The organism is Pseudomonas sp. GW456-L13, from assembly GCF_017350115.1.
In the GTDB taxonomy this organism is placed as follows: Bacteria; Pseudomonadota; Gammaproteobacteria; order Pseudomonadales; family Pseudomonadaceae; genus Aquipseudomonas; species Aquipseudomonas jessenii.
This window is the reverse complement of the sequence record NZ_JACNAS010000001.1, coordinates 1789380-1805000: the sequence shown is the minus strand read 5'-3', so window position 1 is coordinate 1805000 and position 15621 is coordinate 1789380. Positions and strand designations below refer to the sequence as shown.

Below are 15621 nucleotides of genomic sequence, written 5' to 3'. Positions count from 1 at the left end.
AGGGACGGAGAAGGCTAGGCCAGCTTGGCGTTGGTTGTCCAAGTTTAAGGTGGTAGGCTGAGATCTTAGGTAAATCCGGGATCTTAAGGCCGAGAGCTGATGACGAGTGTTCCTTTGGAACACGAAGTGGTTGATGCCATGCTTCCAAGAAAAGCTTCTAAGCTTCAGGTAACCAGGAACCGTACCCCAAACCGACACAGGTGGTTGGGTAGAGAATACCAAGGCGCTTGAGAGAACTCGGGTGAAGGAACTAGGCAAAATGGCACCGTAACTTCGGGAGAAGGTGCGCCGGTGAGGGTGAAGGACTTGCTCCGTAAGCCCACGCCGGTCGAAGATACCAGGCCGCTGCGACTGTTTATTAAAAACACAGCACTCTGCAAACACGAAAGTGGACGTATAGGGTGTGACGCCTGCCCGGTGCCGGAAGGTTAATTGATGGGGTTAGCTAACGCGAAGCTCTTGATCGAAGCCCCGGTAAACGGCGGCCGTAACTATAACGGTCCTAAGGTAGCGAAATTCCTTGTCGGGTAAGTTCCGACCTGCACGAATGGCGTAACGATGGCGGCGCTGTCTCCACCCGAGACTCAGTGAAATTGAAATCGCTGTGAAGATGCAGTGTATCCGCGGCTAGACGGAAAGACCCCGTGAACCTTTACTATAGCTTTGCACTGGACTTTGAATTTGCTTGTGTAGGATAGGTGGGAGGCTTTGAAGCGTGGACGCCAGTTCGCGTGGAGCCATCCTTGAAATACCACCCTGGCAACTTTGAGGTTCTAACTCAGGTCCGTTATCCGGATCGAGGACAGTGTATGGTGGGTAGTTTGACTGGGGCGGTCTCCTCCTAAAGAGTAACGGAGGAGTACGAAGGTGCGCTCAGACCGGTCGGAAATCGGTCGTAGAGTATAAAGGCAAAAGCGCGCTTGACTGCGAGACAGACACGTCGAGCAGGTACGAAAGTAGGTCTTAGTGATCCGGTGGTTCTGTATGGAAGGGCCATCGCTCAACGGATAAAAGGTACTCCGGGGATAACAGGCTGATACCGCCCAAGAGTTCATATCGACGGCGGTGTTTGGCACCTCGATGTCGGCTCATCACATCCTGGGGCTGAAGCCGGTCCCAAGGGTATGGCTGTTCGCCATTTAAAGTGGTACGCGAGCTGGGTTTAGAACGTCGTGAGACAGTTCGGTCCCTATCTGCCGTGGACGTTTGAGATTTGAGAGGGGCTGCTCCTAGTACGAGAGGACCGGAGTGGACGAACCTCTGGTGTTCCGGTTGTCACGCCAGTGGCATTGCCGGGTAGCTATGTTCGGAAAAGATAACCGCTGAAAGCATCTAAGCGGGAAACTTGCCTCAAGATGAGATCTCACTGGGACCTTGAGTCCCCTGAAGGGCCGTCGAAGACTACGACGTTGATAGGTTGGGTGTGTAAGCGCTGTGAGGCGTTGAGCTAACCAATACTAATTGCCCGTGAGGCTTGACCATATAACACCCAAGCAATTTGTGAACTCGAAAGAGGCCAGATTGCGGTGTGTGAAGACGAAAGAACCGAGAGTTCGACGCTCACAAAACACCGAAAGCTGTCACATACCCAATTTGCTGAAGCGAGGCCAACCGGCCACGACTCAGTACCCGAATTTCTTGACGACCATAGAGCGTTGGAACCACCTGATCCCATCCCGAACTCAGCAGTGAAACGATGCATCGCCGATGGTAGTGTGGGGTTTCCCCATGTGAGAGTAGGTCATCGTCAAGATTAAATTCCGAAACCCCTATCTGCGTATGCAGGTAGGGGTTTTGTTTTTGGCGTCCCTGTAGGTGCGAGCTTGCTCGCGATGGGCCTCAGTGCGAAATATCCCCTGACAGCCCGCATCAGGCTGTTGGACCTGTGTTGGATAGACGGCAGTCGCACCAGCTACCTAAACTGTCAGCAGATTTTTTGGATCGGGGCAGTGGATGAATCGCAATGAACTTCGCAAGGCGGATATCAACCTGATGGTGGTATTCGAAACGCTGATGCTCGAACGCAATGTCACTCGGGTGGCGGAGAAGCTGTTTCTCGGTCAGCCGACCATCAGTTCGGCGCTCAACCGCTTGCGTGCGATGTTCAATGATCCGCTGTTCATACGCGTTGGCCATCGCATGGAGCCGACGGCACGGGCCGAGGAGATCATCAGGCACCTGTCGCCGGCGCTGGATTCCTTGTCCGTGGCCTTGAGCCTGACCCATGATTTTGACCCGGCCAGCAGTGCGATGTCGTTCCGCATCGGGTTGTCCGACGATGTGGAGTTCGGGTTGTTGCCGCCATTGCTGCGAGCGCTGCGCCAGGAAGCGCCCAACGTGGTGTTTGTGGTGCAGCATGTCGATTACTGGCGGATTCCCGACTTGCTGGCAGCCGGCGATATCACGGTGGGTATCAGCCAGACCCGTGGCTTGCCGGCCAATGCCAAGCGCAAGTTGTTGCGACACATCCAGCCCAGCATTTTGCGCGCCGATGCCTCTGATACACCGCTGACCCTCGATGAATATTGCGCGCGACCGCACGTGCTGGTGTCCCATACCGCCAACGTCAGTGGCTATGCCGACGAGTGGCTGGCGGATATCGGTCGCACACGCCAGGTGGTGCTTTCGGTGCCGCAGTACAGTGCATTACCGGCCCTGCTTGCCGGCACCGACCTGATTGCCAGCCTGCCGGACTACACCGCTGCGGCGATGGCTGCATCGGGAATGCTGTTCAAGGAACCCTTTCCCTTCAAGACACCGACCCTGGATCTATCCATGGTCTGGCTCAGCCATGTCGATAGCGACCCTGCCGAGCGCTGGTTACGTTCGCGCCTGGAGGCGTTCATGAGTGAGCGTGCCGTATTGCCGCTGCCCGAATGAACAGGGTGGCGCTGTGTTATATGTACGACCTTTCCACCCCACTTACAGGAACCCACTCATGCCTCACCTGGACATGGAATACACCGCCAACCTGACTGATCTGAATGCCGAAGTGGCATTGATGCGGTTGAACAATACACTGGTGGCTTCCGGTCAGTTTGCTGCCGAATTCGACATCAAGAGCCGCGCGATCAGGGTCGAGGCGTTCAAGGTCGGTACTGCATTGGCTGAACGGGCGTTCGTGCATGTGAAACTGGCACTGTTGAGTGGTCGTTCCGCACAGATCAAGAAACAGCTGTCTGAAAGCCTGCTGGCGGTGGTGCAGGACGTGTGTGAGTGGCCGAGCGGCGTTGAAGTCCAGTTGTGCGTGGAAATTCTCGACATCGATCGCGATTCCTACAGCAAGACCGCCATCAGCAACTGAGCATCAGGCTGTTTCCTGCTCGAAGCAGGCCTGGATCACTTGCGCTCGCAGCCAGGTGTTGGCGCTGTCCTGATCAACAGCCTGGTTCCACTGCATGTCGAGGGTGAAACCCGGCAAACCAGCGGGCGCTTCACAGTGATTGAAGGTGTCTGCACTGGCCAGTAGTCGCTGGATGCGCCGGGGCAGGGTCAGAACATAGTCGGTGCCGGTGATCAGCTTCAGCGCTGCGCTGTAGCTGTTGGCGCGTGCGACGATATGGCGCTGTTGTGTCTGCTGTGCAAGCCAGCCGTCGACCATGTTGGTGGCGGACGTCCAGGGTGTCGGGAACACGTGTCGACGTTCGACATAGGTTTGCAGGCTCAAGCGTGGTTCTGCCGGCGTGGCGCGTTTGTCGAAAACACACACCAGGTCATCTTCGAGCAGCGTCTGCGATTTGAAATCGACGTGACTGCGATGAAAGTTCGGGCCGAAGCACATCACCAGGTCGAGGCTGCCTTCGCGCAACGCTTGGGCAGGGATATCGGCCTGGAGTTTGAACACATTGACCATCACCGGAAGATCGGCGAGGTCGAAGGTTTTCAACAAGCGCGGCAGGATCAGTTGCTCGAAATATTCCGGGGCGCAGATGTTGAAGGTCACGGGTTGCAGGCCTGGGTCGAACGTGGGTAAGCCGGCGTGACACAGGTTGATGCTTTCGAGGATTTTCAGCACGTGAGGGTACATCGCGCTGGCCTTGCCGGTGGGCTGCATGCCGCCGGTGCGAGTATTGATGAACAGTTCGTCCTCGAAACTGGTGCGCAATTTCTTCAGGCAGTAACTCACCGTGGACTGGCTGACGCAAAGCGTCTCGGATACGTCGGTGACGCTGTTTTGCTCGTACACGGCGACGAACACCATGAGGTCCTGCATGTCGAGTTTTCTAAGCGAATTACTGTTCAGCATCCATTGCGTCTCGCTGCGTCCCTTGCGCTGACCGTGTGCAAGGATGAGCGAATGATCCTAGCGGAATGAGGGAGCAGGGAGAATGCCTCGTCGGAAGTTTCGCCCTGGGCCCTTTCAGCCCCGGACCATCGCCGACACGGCACGGCGGCTGGACATCAATAGCGCGAACATGCCAAGGCCCACCAGCACCGCGCCGGTCATTTCCAGCGGCAGCGGCGTCTGGTGTCCCCATAGCCAGTGGAACAAGGTGATGAACAGCGTGCTCAGATAGATGTAGGAAATCACCGAGGACGGCGCGATCACGCCGATGGCCCGGTGCAGCAGCCAGAACGTCGCCAGGGTGGCGAACACTGCCAGGTACATCAGCCAATAGAAGTCGTTGAGCGTTAGTAATGATGCCGAACGCCAACCGCCACTGAATCCACAGAACACCAGCAGAAACAGCGCACCGAACAGCATGTTCCAGAACGTCATGGACACCGGTCCGCGTCCCTTGAGGCTATTGGCTTTCAGACGCTGGCTGAGGGGGGCGTAGAGCGCCATCGCCAAGCAACCGATGCCGTACACCGTCAATGCATAGGGCGATGGCAACTCGCCGGGGCCGATGCCTTTCATGATCAACAACACCGCCCCGGCAGCGGCGAGCAGCATCGGCATAATCCGTTGTTTCAGACGGCTGTCAGGTGTGAGCACGGCTTCGAAACCCAAGGTCATCAGTGGCACCAGCGTGAACATCGTCCCGGTGTTGACGGCCGAGGTGTAGCGCAACGCTTCGAACAGCGAACCGAAGTACAACGCCAGCAGCAGGCCGAGCACCGCGTGACCAAACAGTGCGCGGACGGTCATGACGGCATCGCCTTTGAGCAGCAACAACGGCAGAAACACCAAAGCGCAAAACAGCAGGCGTAAACCCGTCAGCAGGATCGGGTCGATGGCCTGGCTGACTTGCGCCGCCGCGGAAAACGATGCGGCGATCAACAAGGCCCAAAGCAGCATGCTGGCGTGAGCGACGGCGAAAACGGTGGTTTTCATGGCAGGCTCCGGGTCAATGGATGTGGCGGGCGTAGTGCCTTGGGTTGAAGCGCAAAACCATCAGCATCATCAGCGCCATGACCGCCGTGAGCGACCACCAGGCCCATTCAAAGCTGCCGAGCTGGTCGCGGATGATCCCCGCCAGCAGCGGCGACAGGCCGGCAATCAAGTAGCCGATGCCTTGCACGAATGCGGTCAGGCCACCAGCACGCAATGGATTGTCCAGGTGATCCAGCGATACGATCAGGCTCATCGGGAACAGGCCGCCAATGCCCAGCCCCAGCAGGCATGGCCACAGCAGGCTCAAATGCCGTGGGCCCAGAATCAGTCCGCAGAAACCGGCGATGATCAGTGTCAGCAATACCATCAGCACGACGCGGCGGTCGCGGCTGCGATTGGCAATGACGGGCGTCAACAGACCCGACAACACTTCCATGGCGGTCAGAAACCCGAGCAGCAATCCGGCGTGTTGCTCGCTCCAGCCCTTTTCCACGTAGTAAGGCGCCAGCCAGGCCAGAACACAGGTGTAGGACGCAGTGCCCAGGCCAAAGAAAATTGCGAGTAACCACGCGCGGGAATTGGCAAAGTACGAACCTTTGCCGGATGCCCTCGAATCCAGTGTTGGCATCCCCGCGCTTTGGCTGCGCCAGAAGAGCAATGCCAGCACAGCGAGAACGGCCCAGATCGCCAGGCCCATACGCCAGCTGCCGGTACGCTCCATCACCAGCGGCGCAAAGGAAGCACCCATGGCCGCACCGCCCATGATCGATGTGACGTAGAGCCCCATGCACAGGGCTACGTGGTCGCTGAAGCGGGATTTGATCAACGCTGGCATCAAGGCCTGGATCAGGGCGATCCCGACACCGGCCAGCACCGCGCTGAGGAGCAACTGCGCGGCTGAATCAAGGAACAACCGCGAAAGCGTGGCCACGCCGATGATCAGCAACGAGAAGACTACCGTGCGTTGATCGCCGAATCGCTGACTGACGCGCAGGCCGACAAACATCGCCAGCCCCATGGCCGTCACCGGTAACATTGTCAGCAGTGAAGCCTGGCTGAAGCTCAGCGCAATGTCGTCGCGAATCGCTGAGAGCAGCGGCCCGACAGCGGCCATGGAAGGGCGCAGGTTCAGGGCAACCAGGACAATGCTGAACATGAGCCAGAGGGCAGGGCGGGAAGTGGCTCGGGTGTTTTCCATGATCGGACCTTGATGAATAGGCGGGCGATTAAGGCGCGCGAGCCCCGAAGGGCGCAAATCAGAAAGTCCGGGGTGGTATTTAGAAATCAAATACAGGCCTTCTCCCCACTGAAGGCAGCACAAAACAGCCAAATGTTTAGCCAAACGACATCCAAGGTTCTTCAAATCCTGATTTAACGACTTAAGCCATCGTGTGACGCTGCGGGTCATCTGTTTTCTGCGGTTCTCTCTATGGACGGTTGGCCAGTCGCAATCCACTGCAAGGCATCCAACGGCGTTCGAGCGTCGAGCCTTGGCCGTCGATTCACGCCTGCCACCGCGCCAAACCTCTCCGCACTTCCTTCTGAACTGGCTTTTTGGGCGCTGTGGCATTGCCGCCATGCGCGCCCGCCGGATTCCTGCTTTTTCCGCTGATTGTTCCTACCTGTTCCGCTTGATGGCGGGATTAAAGTGCGGGTGCTTTTGCGTACCCGTCTGACACGGAAAAAGAGAGTTCCCATGAGTTGTGCCACGACCTCGTTTGCCACCCGGCAAGAAGCCCTGACCTTTCTGGAGCAGAACCCGGATATTGAAATGTTCGAGCTGTTCATCCTCGACAACAACGGTGTGCCGCGGGGCAAGTTGCTGCATCGTGACGAGTTGCTGGCGGTGTATGAAAGCGGGCGACCATTGCCGAGCACCATCCTCGGCCTGACCATCAACGGTGATGACGTGGAAAACTCCGGGCTGGTCTGGGATGTCGGTGATATCGACTGCCGGGCCTACCCGATCAGCGGCAGCCTCACGCGTATGCCGTGGCGTCTGATACCGACCGCGGCCGTGCAGGTCAGCATGCACCCAACGGAGGGAATGCCCGCCACTATTGCCGATCCCCGTCATTTGCTGGCGAAGGTCATCGAGGGTTTGCAGGCAGACGGTTATTACCCGGTCATGGCGGCGGAATTGGAGTTCTACCTGCTGGATCAGCAACGCGACAGCAATGGCCGGCCGCAACCGGCACGGGATGTCGATGGCGGGCGTCCGTACGGCACCCAGGTCTATGGTTTACGCGAGCTTGAACAGATCGAACCGTTCCTGGCCGATCTCTACAGTGCCTGCAAACTCCAGGGGATTCCGGCGCGCACGGCCATTTCCGAATACGCGCCGGGGCAAGTGGAGATCACCCTCGAACACCGCACCGACGCACTACAGGCGATGGATGAAGCGGTACGCTACAAGCGTCTGGTCAAAGGCGTGGCGCACAAGCACGGCATGACAGCCTGTTTCATGGCCAAGCCTTTCGATGACCTCGCCGGCACCGGGATGCACATGCACGTGAGCCTGGCGGACAAGGACGGCAACAACCTCTTCGCCAGCGAAGCTGCGGATGGAACGCCGCTGCTCAAGCAGGCCGTCGCCGGCATGCTCAGTACCTTGCTCGATTCGCTGTTGCTGTTCTGCCCCAACGCCAACTCCTACCGTCGATTCCAGGCCAACAGCTATGCGCCCCTGGCGGCCACCTGGGGCGTAGACAATCGCACCGTGAGTTTGCGTGTCCCAGGTGGGCCTGCGTATTCCCGGCACATCGAGCATCGAATTTGTGGCGCAGATGCCAACCCCTATCTGGCGGCTGCGGCGATTCTGGCCGGTATTCATCGCGGCATCCGCGAACAACTCGATCCTGGTGCGCCGGTGGAAGGCAATGGCTACGCCCAGGCCACGAAACTGTTGCCGACAGACTGGCTGACCACCTTGCGATCACTGGAAGGTTCGAGTTGGGCCAGGGAAGCCTTCGGCGGTGAATTCCTCGGCGTCTATCTGGCGGTGAAACGCGCTGAGTATCGTCAATTCATGGGGGAGGTCGGTGAACAGGACTGGCGCTGGTATTTGCATCAGGCTTGAGTCGAATCTGAATCGGGGCTGAACCATTCTCAAATAGTCTGAAAGTGTCAGGCGGACTTAATAAGCCAACTAATTGTTGGCTTATTTTTCACAAAAAATTGATTGTTGGCTACCTAAAATTAGAGCTGTCTCGGTAAATGAAATTTTCACATTTGCCGGAGATACTTACTTTCAGGATCCGCCAAATATCATGCTTAAGATTAAAGCCGTGCGCCCTGAATGGGTGACACTGATTGCCAGCACGTTTTTGTTAGTCGGCTTCAATTACGTACTTTGGCAACACCTGTTCGACATCACCGCATCCGATGGCAAAGGCATCGTCATGCGCGCGGCTTTCGGGGTGATGATCTTCGCGGCCTTCAACATTGTGCTGACCCTGCTGGCATTCCGGCCAGTGCTCAAGCCGCTCCTGACCCTGCTGTTCATGACCAGCGCGGGCGTGGTTTATTTCATGAGCCAGTATGGTGTTTTGATCGATACCGGCATGTTGCGTAACTTCGCCGAGACCAATGCAACGGAAGTGCGTGACTTGCTGTCACTAAAGTTGTTTGTTTATATTTTACTGCTCGGCGTTCTTCCGTCCTGGCTGTTATGGAAAACGCCGATTAATTATCGTCGTTGGCACCGTGAACTGCTCAGTAAAGTTGTGGTGACTTTTGCCTCGGCAGCAGTCATTGGTGGAGTTGCACTGGTTAACTATCAAGGCCTGTCTTCGCTGTTTCGCAATCACCACGAGTTACGCCTGATGGTGGTGCCAAGCAACTACATTGGTGCTTCGGCTGGCTTCTTGCGCGAGCAGGTTGCGTCTGCACATCAACCTTTTGTGAAGCTCGGTGAAGATGCCCGGCGCAATCCAGCCTGGCAAACTCACGGGCGCAAATCACTGACGGTACTTGTCGTGGGTGAAAGTGCCCGGGCGGAGAACTTCGGTGTCCTTGGCTATAGCCGCGACACCACTCCCAAGCTGAGTAAGGAAGACGGCCTGATCGCTTTCACCGATGTGCACTCCTGCGGTACTGAAACCGCCGTATCGGTGCCTTGCATGTTCTCCAACATGGGGCGCAAGGACTACAACGCCAGCAAGGCAAAGAACGAAGAAGGCCTGTTGGACGTGCTCAAGCATGCGGGTATCGACGTGATCTGGCGTGACAACCAGTCAGGCTGCAAAGGTACGTGCGATCGCGTCACCCTTCAGGACGTCAGTAATCTGAAGGACCCGGCGCTGTGCGCCAACAGTGAATGCCGCGATGAAATCCTGCTGCAAGGGCTGCAGCATTTCATCGATACCCTGGACAAGGACACGGTATTGGTATTGCACCAGATGGGCAGCCACGGTCCTGAGTACTTCAAGCGTTATCCGAAAGAGTTCGAGCGCTTCACCCCGGTTTGCGAGAGTAATGCCCTGAACAATTGCAGCCGCGAAAGTATCGTCAATGGCTACGACAACACCCTGGTCTATACCGACCATGTACTGTCGACCTTGATCGATCTGCTGCGCAGCAACCAGGACAAAGTGGATACCGCGATGCTGTATCTGTCGGACCACGGCGAGTCCCTGGGTGAATACAACTTGTTCCTCCACGGCACGCCCTACATGCTGGCACCGGAGCAGCAAAAGCATGTCGCCATGTTTGCCTGGTTCTCCGACAGCTATAAAAAGTCGTTTGCGCTAGATACCCGCTGCTTGCAACAGAGCCGTGAAAAGTCCCTCAGCCAGGACAACCTGTTCCATTCGATGCTTGGGCTGCTGGAGGTTGACAGCAAGGTCTACCACCAGGATCTGGACATGTTTGCCGGATGTCGTGGTCCAGTGACAGACGGCGTATTGGCCAAGGAATGATCTCCTCTGACTCTTTTTCACGCAGCGGCCGTCGACCTGGTTTTTGACAGGTGTTGGCCGAACACGGTGATTCTCGCGACGGTTCCAGGTGCTGGGTAAGACCAGCTAGCTCGGCTTTGTAGGACTATTCTTTATGTCACGCAGTAATTTTCGCTAATGCTCTTGTTCAGTGGATGCGCGGAAATCGCCGGGGGCGATATATACTGCGCGCCATTCTTCAAGGGAGAGCCGTGTGGCCATCGATATTCACTGGATTCGCGACAACGATAGCCTCGGACGGTTGTGTGCCGAGTGGCAACAGTTGCCATTCGTTGCCCTCGACACCGAATTCATGCGGGTCGACACCTTCTACCCAATCGCCGGCCTGCTGCAGATCGGTGATGGCGTTCGCGCCTATCTGATCGACCCGCTGACCATCGACAACTGGCAGCCATTGGCCGCTTTGCTGGAAAACCCTGCGGTGGTCAAAGTTGTCCACGCGTGCAGCGAAGACCTCGAAGTCCTGCTACGCCTGACCGGCAGCCTGCCGGCGCCGCTGTTCGATACGCAACTGGCTGCCGCTTATCTGAACCTTGGTTTTTCCATGGGTTATTCGCGGCTGGTGCAGGAAGTGCTCGGCATCGACCTGCCCAAGGGGGAAACCCGTTCCGACTGGCTGCAACGCCCGCTTTCCGAAACCCAGATCAGCTATGCCGCCGAAGATGCCGTGCATTTGGCTGAAGTTTTCGTAAAACTGCGTCCAAAGCTTTCCAACGAGAAATACGCCTGGGTCCTGGAGGATGGCGCCGAGCTGGTGGCCAACCTGCGCCGCGAGATCGACCCGTACGAGGTCTATCGCGATGCCAAGCTGGCCTGGAAGCTGTCTCGCGCCCAACTCGCCGTTTTGCGTGAGCTCTGCGCCTGGCGTGAAAAGGAAGCCCGGGCGCGCGACCTGCCGCGCAACCGGATCATCCGCGAGCATTCGTTGTGGCCGCTGGCGCGTACGCAACCGGATAACCTCGGCGCCCTGGCGAAAATCGAAGACATGCACCCACGTACCGTGCGTCAGGACGGCGAGTTTCTGCTTGATCTGATCAAGCGCTCTGGCAGTGTGTCGCCTGATCAATGGCCGCCAGCCGTGCCGGAGCCGTTGCCGGTGGATGCTGCTGCGCTGCTCAAACAAATGAAGGCCATAGGCCAGGCCGAAGCCGAGCGCCTGAACATCGCGCCGGAACTGATGCTGCGCAAGAAAACCCTGGAAGCGCTGCTCAAGAGCGGCTTCCCCAATGGTCCCTACCAATTGCCTGATTCGCTGCGTGGCTGGCGCCGCGAATTGATGGGCCAGGCGCTGCTCGACAGCCTGGCCACCGCCGGAGAACAGCCTTGAAACGTATTTGCTCCATCTACCGCAGCTCGAAAAGAAACGAAATGTACCTGTATGTGCTCAAGAGCGATGCTCTGGAGCGCGTGCCGGATACCCTGATGGCAGCCTTCGGCAAGGCCATCCACGCGTTCGACCTGGTGCTGAGCCCCGAGCGCAAGCTGTCGCGCGAGGACATCACGGTCGTGCTGGAGAACCTCGAGAAACAGGGTTATCACCTGCAAATGCCGCCTGCCGAAGACGAGTACATCGAGCACTTGCCGGAAGAATTGTTGCGTCGCAACGATCCGATGTGAGCGGCAGACAGACTCTGTTCAGAGTGGTTATGAAACACTGATTGATTTTAGCGATGGCAGCATCGACGGAGCACTGCTCTGTCGGCGGTCGTCTGCACTGTTTTTGAAAGGTTTGAAGCATGCGCGTCCTGATTGCTGAACACGACCACCCCGTGTACGCCCAACTGTTGCGCGAGGCGGCACCGGACCTGGAGGTGCTGACCAGCGGTGATTCCGCCGAACTGGCCAGCCAGGCCGCCGATTGCCCGGTGTGGCTAGGCCAGCCTGATTTGCTGGCGACCCTGTTACGCCAGGGTCATCAACCGCAATGGCTGCAATCGACCTGGGCCGGCATCACGCCGCTGCTGGCCGATGGCTTGCCGCGGCACTATCGGCTGACCCGTGCAGTCGGAATCTTTGGCCAGGTCATGGCCGAGTACGTGCTCACGTACATGCTCGGTCATGAGCGTGAAGTGCTGGCGCGACTGGTCAGCCAGGTCGAGCGCAAGTGGGAAAGTCGCCAGGTCCAGAGCCTGGCAGGGCGCAGGGTGTTGATCGTCGGCACCGGTGATATCGGTCAAAGTGTCGCGCAGTTCCTCGTGCCGTTTGGCGTCGAACTGTATGGCGTTGCCAGCAGCGCACGGGAGCAGGCACCGTTTATCGAAGTTGGTTCGATGGCGGATTTGCCGCGGCTGGTCGGTGAAGTCGATTACGTGGTCAATCTGCTGCCGAACACGCCGGACACCCACGATGTCTACGACGCGGCGCTGTTCAAGCAATTCAAGCCGACCGGGTTGTTCATCAACGCCGGGCGCGGAGTGGCGGTGGTTGATGCGGATCTGGTGGATGCCTTGAAGGAAGGGCATCTGGCGGGTGCAGTGATCGATGTGTGCCGTCAGGAACCCTTGCCCCAGCGTCATCCGTTCTGGACGGCCTGGGGCCTGCTGCTGACCGGCCACAGCTCGGCCCCGACTTCGCCTTCGATGATGGTGAAGCTGTTTGTCGAGAACCTGCGGGCTTATGAGGCGGGAGAGGCGTTGCGCGGGGAAGTGGATTTCGATCGCGGGTATTGAACACACCATCAAAAACTGTGGGAGCGAGCTTGCTCGCGATGAGGCTGGTACATTCAACATCAATATTGACTGTCCTACCGCTATCGCGAGCAAGCTCGCTCCCACAGGGATTTTCAGTATGGCTCAGAGGGTGAAGTCACCTTCAGCCGCCAACTCGCTCAATGGACGACGCGGGCTGGGTTCTTCACGGGCTTGCAGATAATCCGCCAGGCTCGCCTTGTCCCCCAGCTTGCCCACCGCGACGGCGGCGTGCAGGGCGTAGCCTTCAGGAATGTTCAGCGCCTTGCGGGTCAGCTCCTGGTCGAAGCCGGCCATGCCGTGGGTGTGCCAGCCGCTCAGGCTCGCTTGCAAGGCCAGGTGGCCCCAGGCGGAACCGGTGTCGAAGGTGTGCCACAGGGCCGGGGTTTCTTCGGCGGCGCCAGGCACGGCGAAGGTGGTTTTCGAAATCACGATCACCAGGGCCGAAGCATGTTGCGCCCAGCTGCGGTTGAATTCGTTCAGCAGGCCCAGGTAACGCTCCCAGTTCGGCGTGTCGCGACGTGCGTAGAGAAAGCGCCAGGGTTGCGAGTTGTAGGCCGAGGGTGCCCAGCGGGCGGCTTCGAAGAAGCTCAGCAGGGTTTCCTCCGGAATCGTTTCGCCAGTGAAGGCGCGGGGCGACCAGCGATCGGTGAACTGAGGGTGAATGGCGTAATCGGCAACGCGTGGGTTGGCACTCATCAAGAGATTCCTGGCTACGTTTGAAAGTGGGAGCAACACAAAACCCTACTTGGCAGCGCAAAAACTGACAAGCCCGGTGTACCGACAGTCGCCAATGCTTGGCCCGCGGAGCTGCGGGCACTAGACTGGCGGCCTTTTCACCACCTGATGTCGATACTCGAACCATGGCCGCCAAAGTAGAACCGTTCTGGATACGCAAGACCCTTGATCAACTCGATCAGGAGGAATGGGAGTCGCTGTGCGACGGCTGTGGATTGTGCTGCCTGCAAAAGCTTGAAGACGAAGACGACAACAGCGTCTATTACACGCGCATCGCCTGCAAGTTGCTGGACCTGAAAACCTGCCAGTGCACGGACTATCCCAACCGCCGTGACTCGGTGCCGGACTGTATCCAGCTCACGCCGGGCAAGGCCGACGAATTCAAATGGCTGCCACCGACCTGCGGCTATCGCCTGGTCAGCGAAGGCAAGGACCTGCCGTTGTGGCATCACCTGGTGTGCGGTGATCGCGATGCCGTTCATCACGAGCGGATTTCCCAGTCCGGGCGCATGCTCGCCGAAGGCAGCGTGCCGGAAGATGATTGGGAAGATCATCTGATTTTCCGCGCAGGCTGATTGCCTGAGGTTCAACGTTTCACGAAGGAGTGTGTATGGCTGTGGGATGGCGGCAGGCGTGGATCCTTGGATTACTGGCCGTGAATTCGCCGGCATGGGCTGCGAACAAGGTCAATCTGGATTACCACGTGCGCCTGTTGCCGCAGAGCGATCAGGCCGAAGTGCGCCTGACGCTCGCCCAGGGCTCGGCGGTACGCAGCCTGGATTTCGACCTTGGCGACGGCAGCCACTACAGCGATTTCAAGGCTGACGGCCAATGGCAACTGACCCCCGGCAAAGCGGCGCGCGGTGTCTGGCGTCCGGCTGCGGACAAGGCCAGCCTGACCTACCGCGTGAGTATCAGCCACGGGCGCAAGAGCGGCAGCTTCGACACGCGCATGACGCCAGGCTGGGCGTTGATGCGCGGCGACAATCTGGTGCCGGCTGCCAGACTCGATCAACAGGACGGCATCGAACTGGTTTCACGCCTTGAGTTCGAGCTGCCCGGTGGCTGGAAAAGCGTTGAAACCGCTTGGCCACGAATCGGCCCGAATAAATTCCGTATCGATAACCCTTCCCGACTGTTCGACCGGCCTACCGGCTGGATGCTCGCTGGTGAGCTCGGCAGTCGCCGCACTCGTCTGGGCGAGACCGAAGTCACAGTCGCCTCGCCGCTGGGGCAGGGCATGCGCCGTATGGATGTGCTGACGCTGCTGACCTTCGTCTGGCCGCAAGTGCAGGCGCTGTATCCGCGACACCCGGGCAAACTGCTGATCGTCGGGGCCAATGATCCAATGTGGCGCGGCAGCCAGTCGGCGCACGAGTCGATCTACCTCAACAGTCGTCTGCCGGTGGTCAGCGAAAGCGGCACCAGTGCCTTGGTCCGTGAGTTGGCCCAGGTGTTCGGGCGTGTCAAAGGCACCCGGCGCAGTGACTGGATCAGTGAGGGCTTTGCTGAGTATTACGCCATCGAACTGGTGCGCCGGGCTGGCGGCATGAGCGATGAGCGCTACGAGAGCCTGCATCGCAAATTGGTCAAGATCAGCCAGAAAGTCACCACGCTGCGCGGTGAGCGGATCAGCTCGACGCAAGTGGCCAGGGCGGTGGTGTTGCTGCAGGAACTGGACCGCGAGATTCGCCTGAAAACCCACAACAAGCGTTCGCTCGATGATGTGCTGCGCGGGGCGATGCGGCTGGATAACGTTGATACCAAGGACTTTGTGCAGCTGTCGGAGAGTGTTATTGGCGACTCTTCCAAAGTCCTTGATACCGGTTTACTTCAGTGAGTCCGTCATCGCGAGCAAGCTCGCTCCCACAGTGATTGGGGGTGAACACAAATGTTGTGAGCGCCACATAGCCCTGTGGGAGCGCGCTTGCTCGCGATGAGGCCAGTGGCTTCAGCGCAA

The 15621-nt window shown here is 58.3% G+C and carries 13 protein-coding genes and 2 rRNA genes (1 of these 15 cut by a window edge); 11 read left to right on the top strand and 4 right to left on the bottom strand.

The annotated features are described in order from the left end of the window. From J4D25_RS08190 to J4D25_RS08175, 4 genes are all read left to right on the top strand, one after another. Positions 1-1482, top strand: a 23S ribosomal RNA gene (locus J4D25_RS08190) (it extends 1410 nt beyond the left edge of the window). 155 nt (positions 1483-1637) lie between these two features. Continuing rightward, positions 1638-1753 (top strand): 5S ribosomal RNA (gene rrf, locus J4D25_RS08185). A 200-nt stretch (positions 1754-1953) separates the two neighbouring features. After that, on the top strand, positions 1954-2880 hold the full coding sequence (locus J4D25_RS08180; protein WP_057716014.1) for a LysR substrate-binding domain-containing protein: 927 nt from the start codon (positions 1954-1956) through the stop codon (positions 2878-2880). 58 nt (positions 2881-2938) lie between these two features. After that, the gene (locus tag J4D25_RS08175) at positions 2939-3304 is read left to right on the top strand and encodes a 5-carboxymethyl-2-hydroxymuconate Delta-isomerase (protein WP_057716013.1); all 366 of its coding nucleotides are present in this window, start codon (positions 2939-2941) and stop codon (positions 3302-3304) included. Positions 3305-3307: 3 nt separating this feature from the next. Here the strand turns inward: J4D25_RS08175 and J4D25_RS08170 are convergent, their stop codons facing one another. From J4D25_RS08170 to J4D25_RS08160, 3 genes are all read right to left on the bottom strand, one after another. Further along, complete coding sequence (locus J4D25_RS08170) at positions 3308-4246, bottom strand: LysR family transcriptional regulator (RefSeq protein WP_057716012.1); 939 nt, start codon at positions 4244-4246, stop codon at positions 3308-3310. A gap of 114 nt (positions 4247-4360) precedes the next feature. Next, the gene (locus tag J4D25_RS08165) at positions 4361-5278 is read right to left on the bottom strand and encodes a DMT family transporter (RefSeq protein ID WP_057716011.1); all 918 of its coding nucleotides are present in this window, start codon (positions 5276-5278) and stop codon (positions 4361-4363) included. Between the two features lie 13 nt (positions 5279-5291). Then, the gene (locus J4D25_RS08160) at positions 5292-6476 is read right to left on the bottom strand and encodes a cyanate transporter (protein ID WP_057716010.1); all 1185 of its coding nucleotides are present in this window, start codon (positions 6474-6476) and stop codon (positions 5292-5294) included. A 498-nt stretch (positions 6477-6974) separates the two neighbouring features. Between J4D25_RS08160 and J4D25_RS08155 the strand changes: the two genes are divergently transcribed. The 5 genes from J4D25_RS08155 to J4D25_RS08135 all read left to right on the top strand — a co-directional run bounded on the left by J4D25_RS08155 (position 6975) and on the right by J4D25_RS08135 (position 12905). Next, positions 6975-8357 (top strand): glutamine synthetase family protein, encoded by a 1383-nt coding sequence (locus tag J4D25_RS08155; RefSeq protein ID WP_057716009.1) that lies wholly within the window; start codon positions 6975-6977, stop codon positions 8355-8357. A gap of 190 nt (positions 8358-8547) precedes the next feature. Then, the gene (locus tag J4D25_RS08150) at positions 8548-10197 is read left to right on the top strand and encodes a phosphoethanolamine transferase (RefSeq protein ID WP_057716008.1); all 1650 of its coding nucleotides are present in this window, start codon (positions 8548-8550) and stop codon (positions 10195-10197) included. Positions 10198-10429: 232 nt separating this feature from the next. Beyond that, positions 10430-11563 (top strand): ribonuclease D, encoded by a 1134-nt coding sequence (gene rnd / locus J4D25_RS08145; protein WP_057716007.1) that lies wholly within the window; start codon positions 10430-10432, stop codon positions 11561-11563. Then, positions 11560-11853: a YcgL domain-containing protein gene (locus J4D25_RS08140; protein ID WP_057716006.1), complete on the top strand. Its 294-nt coding sequence runs from the start codon at positions 11560-11562 to the stop codon at positions 11851-11853. Before rnd ends, J4D25_RS08140 begins: the two co-directional genes overlap by 4 nt. A gap of 119 nt (positions 11854-11972) precedes the next feature. Further along, positions 11973-12905, top strand: a complete 933-nt coding sequence (locus J4D25_RS08135) for a D-2-hydroxyacid dehydrogenase (protein WP_057716005.1) — start codon at positions 11973-11975, stop codon at positions 12903-12905. 123 nt (positions 12906-13028) lie between these two features. On the opposite strand, the gene J4D25_RS08130 is transcribed toward J4D25_RS08135, so the two are convergent. Then, positions 13029-13622 carry a nitroreductase family protein gene (locus J4D25_RS08130; protein WP_057716004.1) on the bottom strand — a complete coding sequence of 198 codons (594 nt, stop codon included), beginning with the start codon at positions 13620-13622 and terminating at the stop codon, positions 13029-13031. 164 nt (positions 13623-13786) lie between these two features. Here J4D25_RS08130 and J4D25_RS08125 point away from each other — a divergent pair, with 164 nt between their 5' ends. Next, the gene (locus J4D25_RS08125) at positions 13787-14236 is read left to right on the top strand and encodes a YcgN family cysteine cluster protein (RefSeq protein WP_008015986.1); all 450 of its coding nucleotides are present in this window, start codon (positions 13787-13789) and stop codon (positions 14234-14236) included. A gap of 35 nt (positions 14237-14271) precedes the next feature. Beyond that, positions 14272-15501: a hypothetical protein gene (locus J4D25_RS08120; protein WP_057716003.1), complete on the top strand. Its 1230-nt coding sequence runs from the start codon at positions 14272-14274 to the stop codon at positions 15499-15501. Positions 15502-15621: the final 120 nt, after the last annotated feature.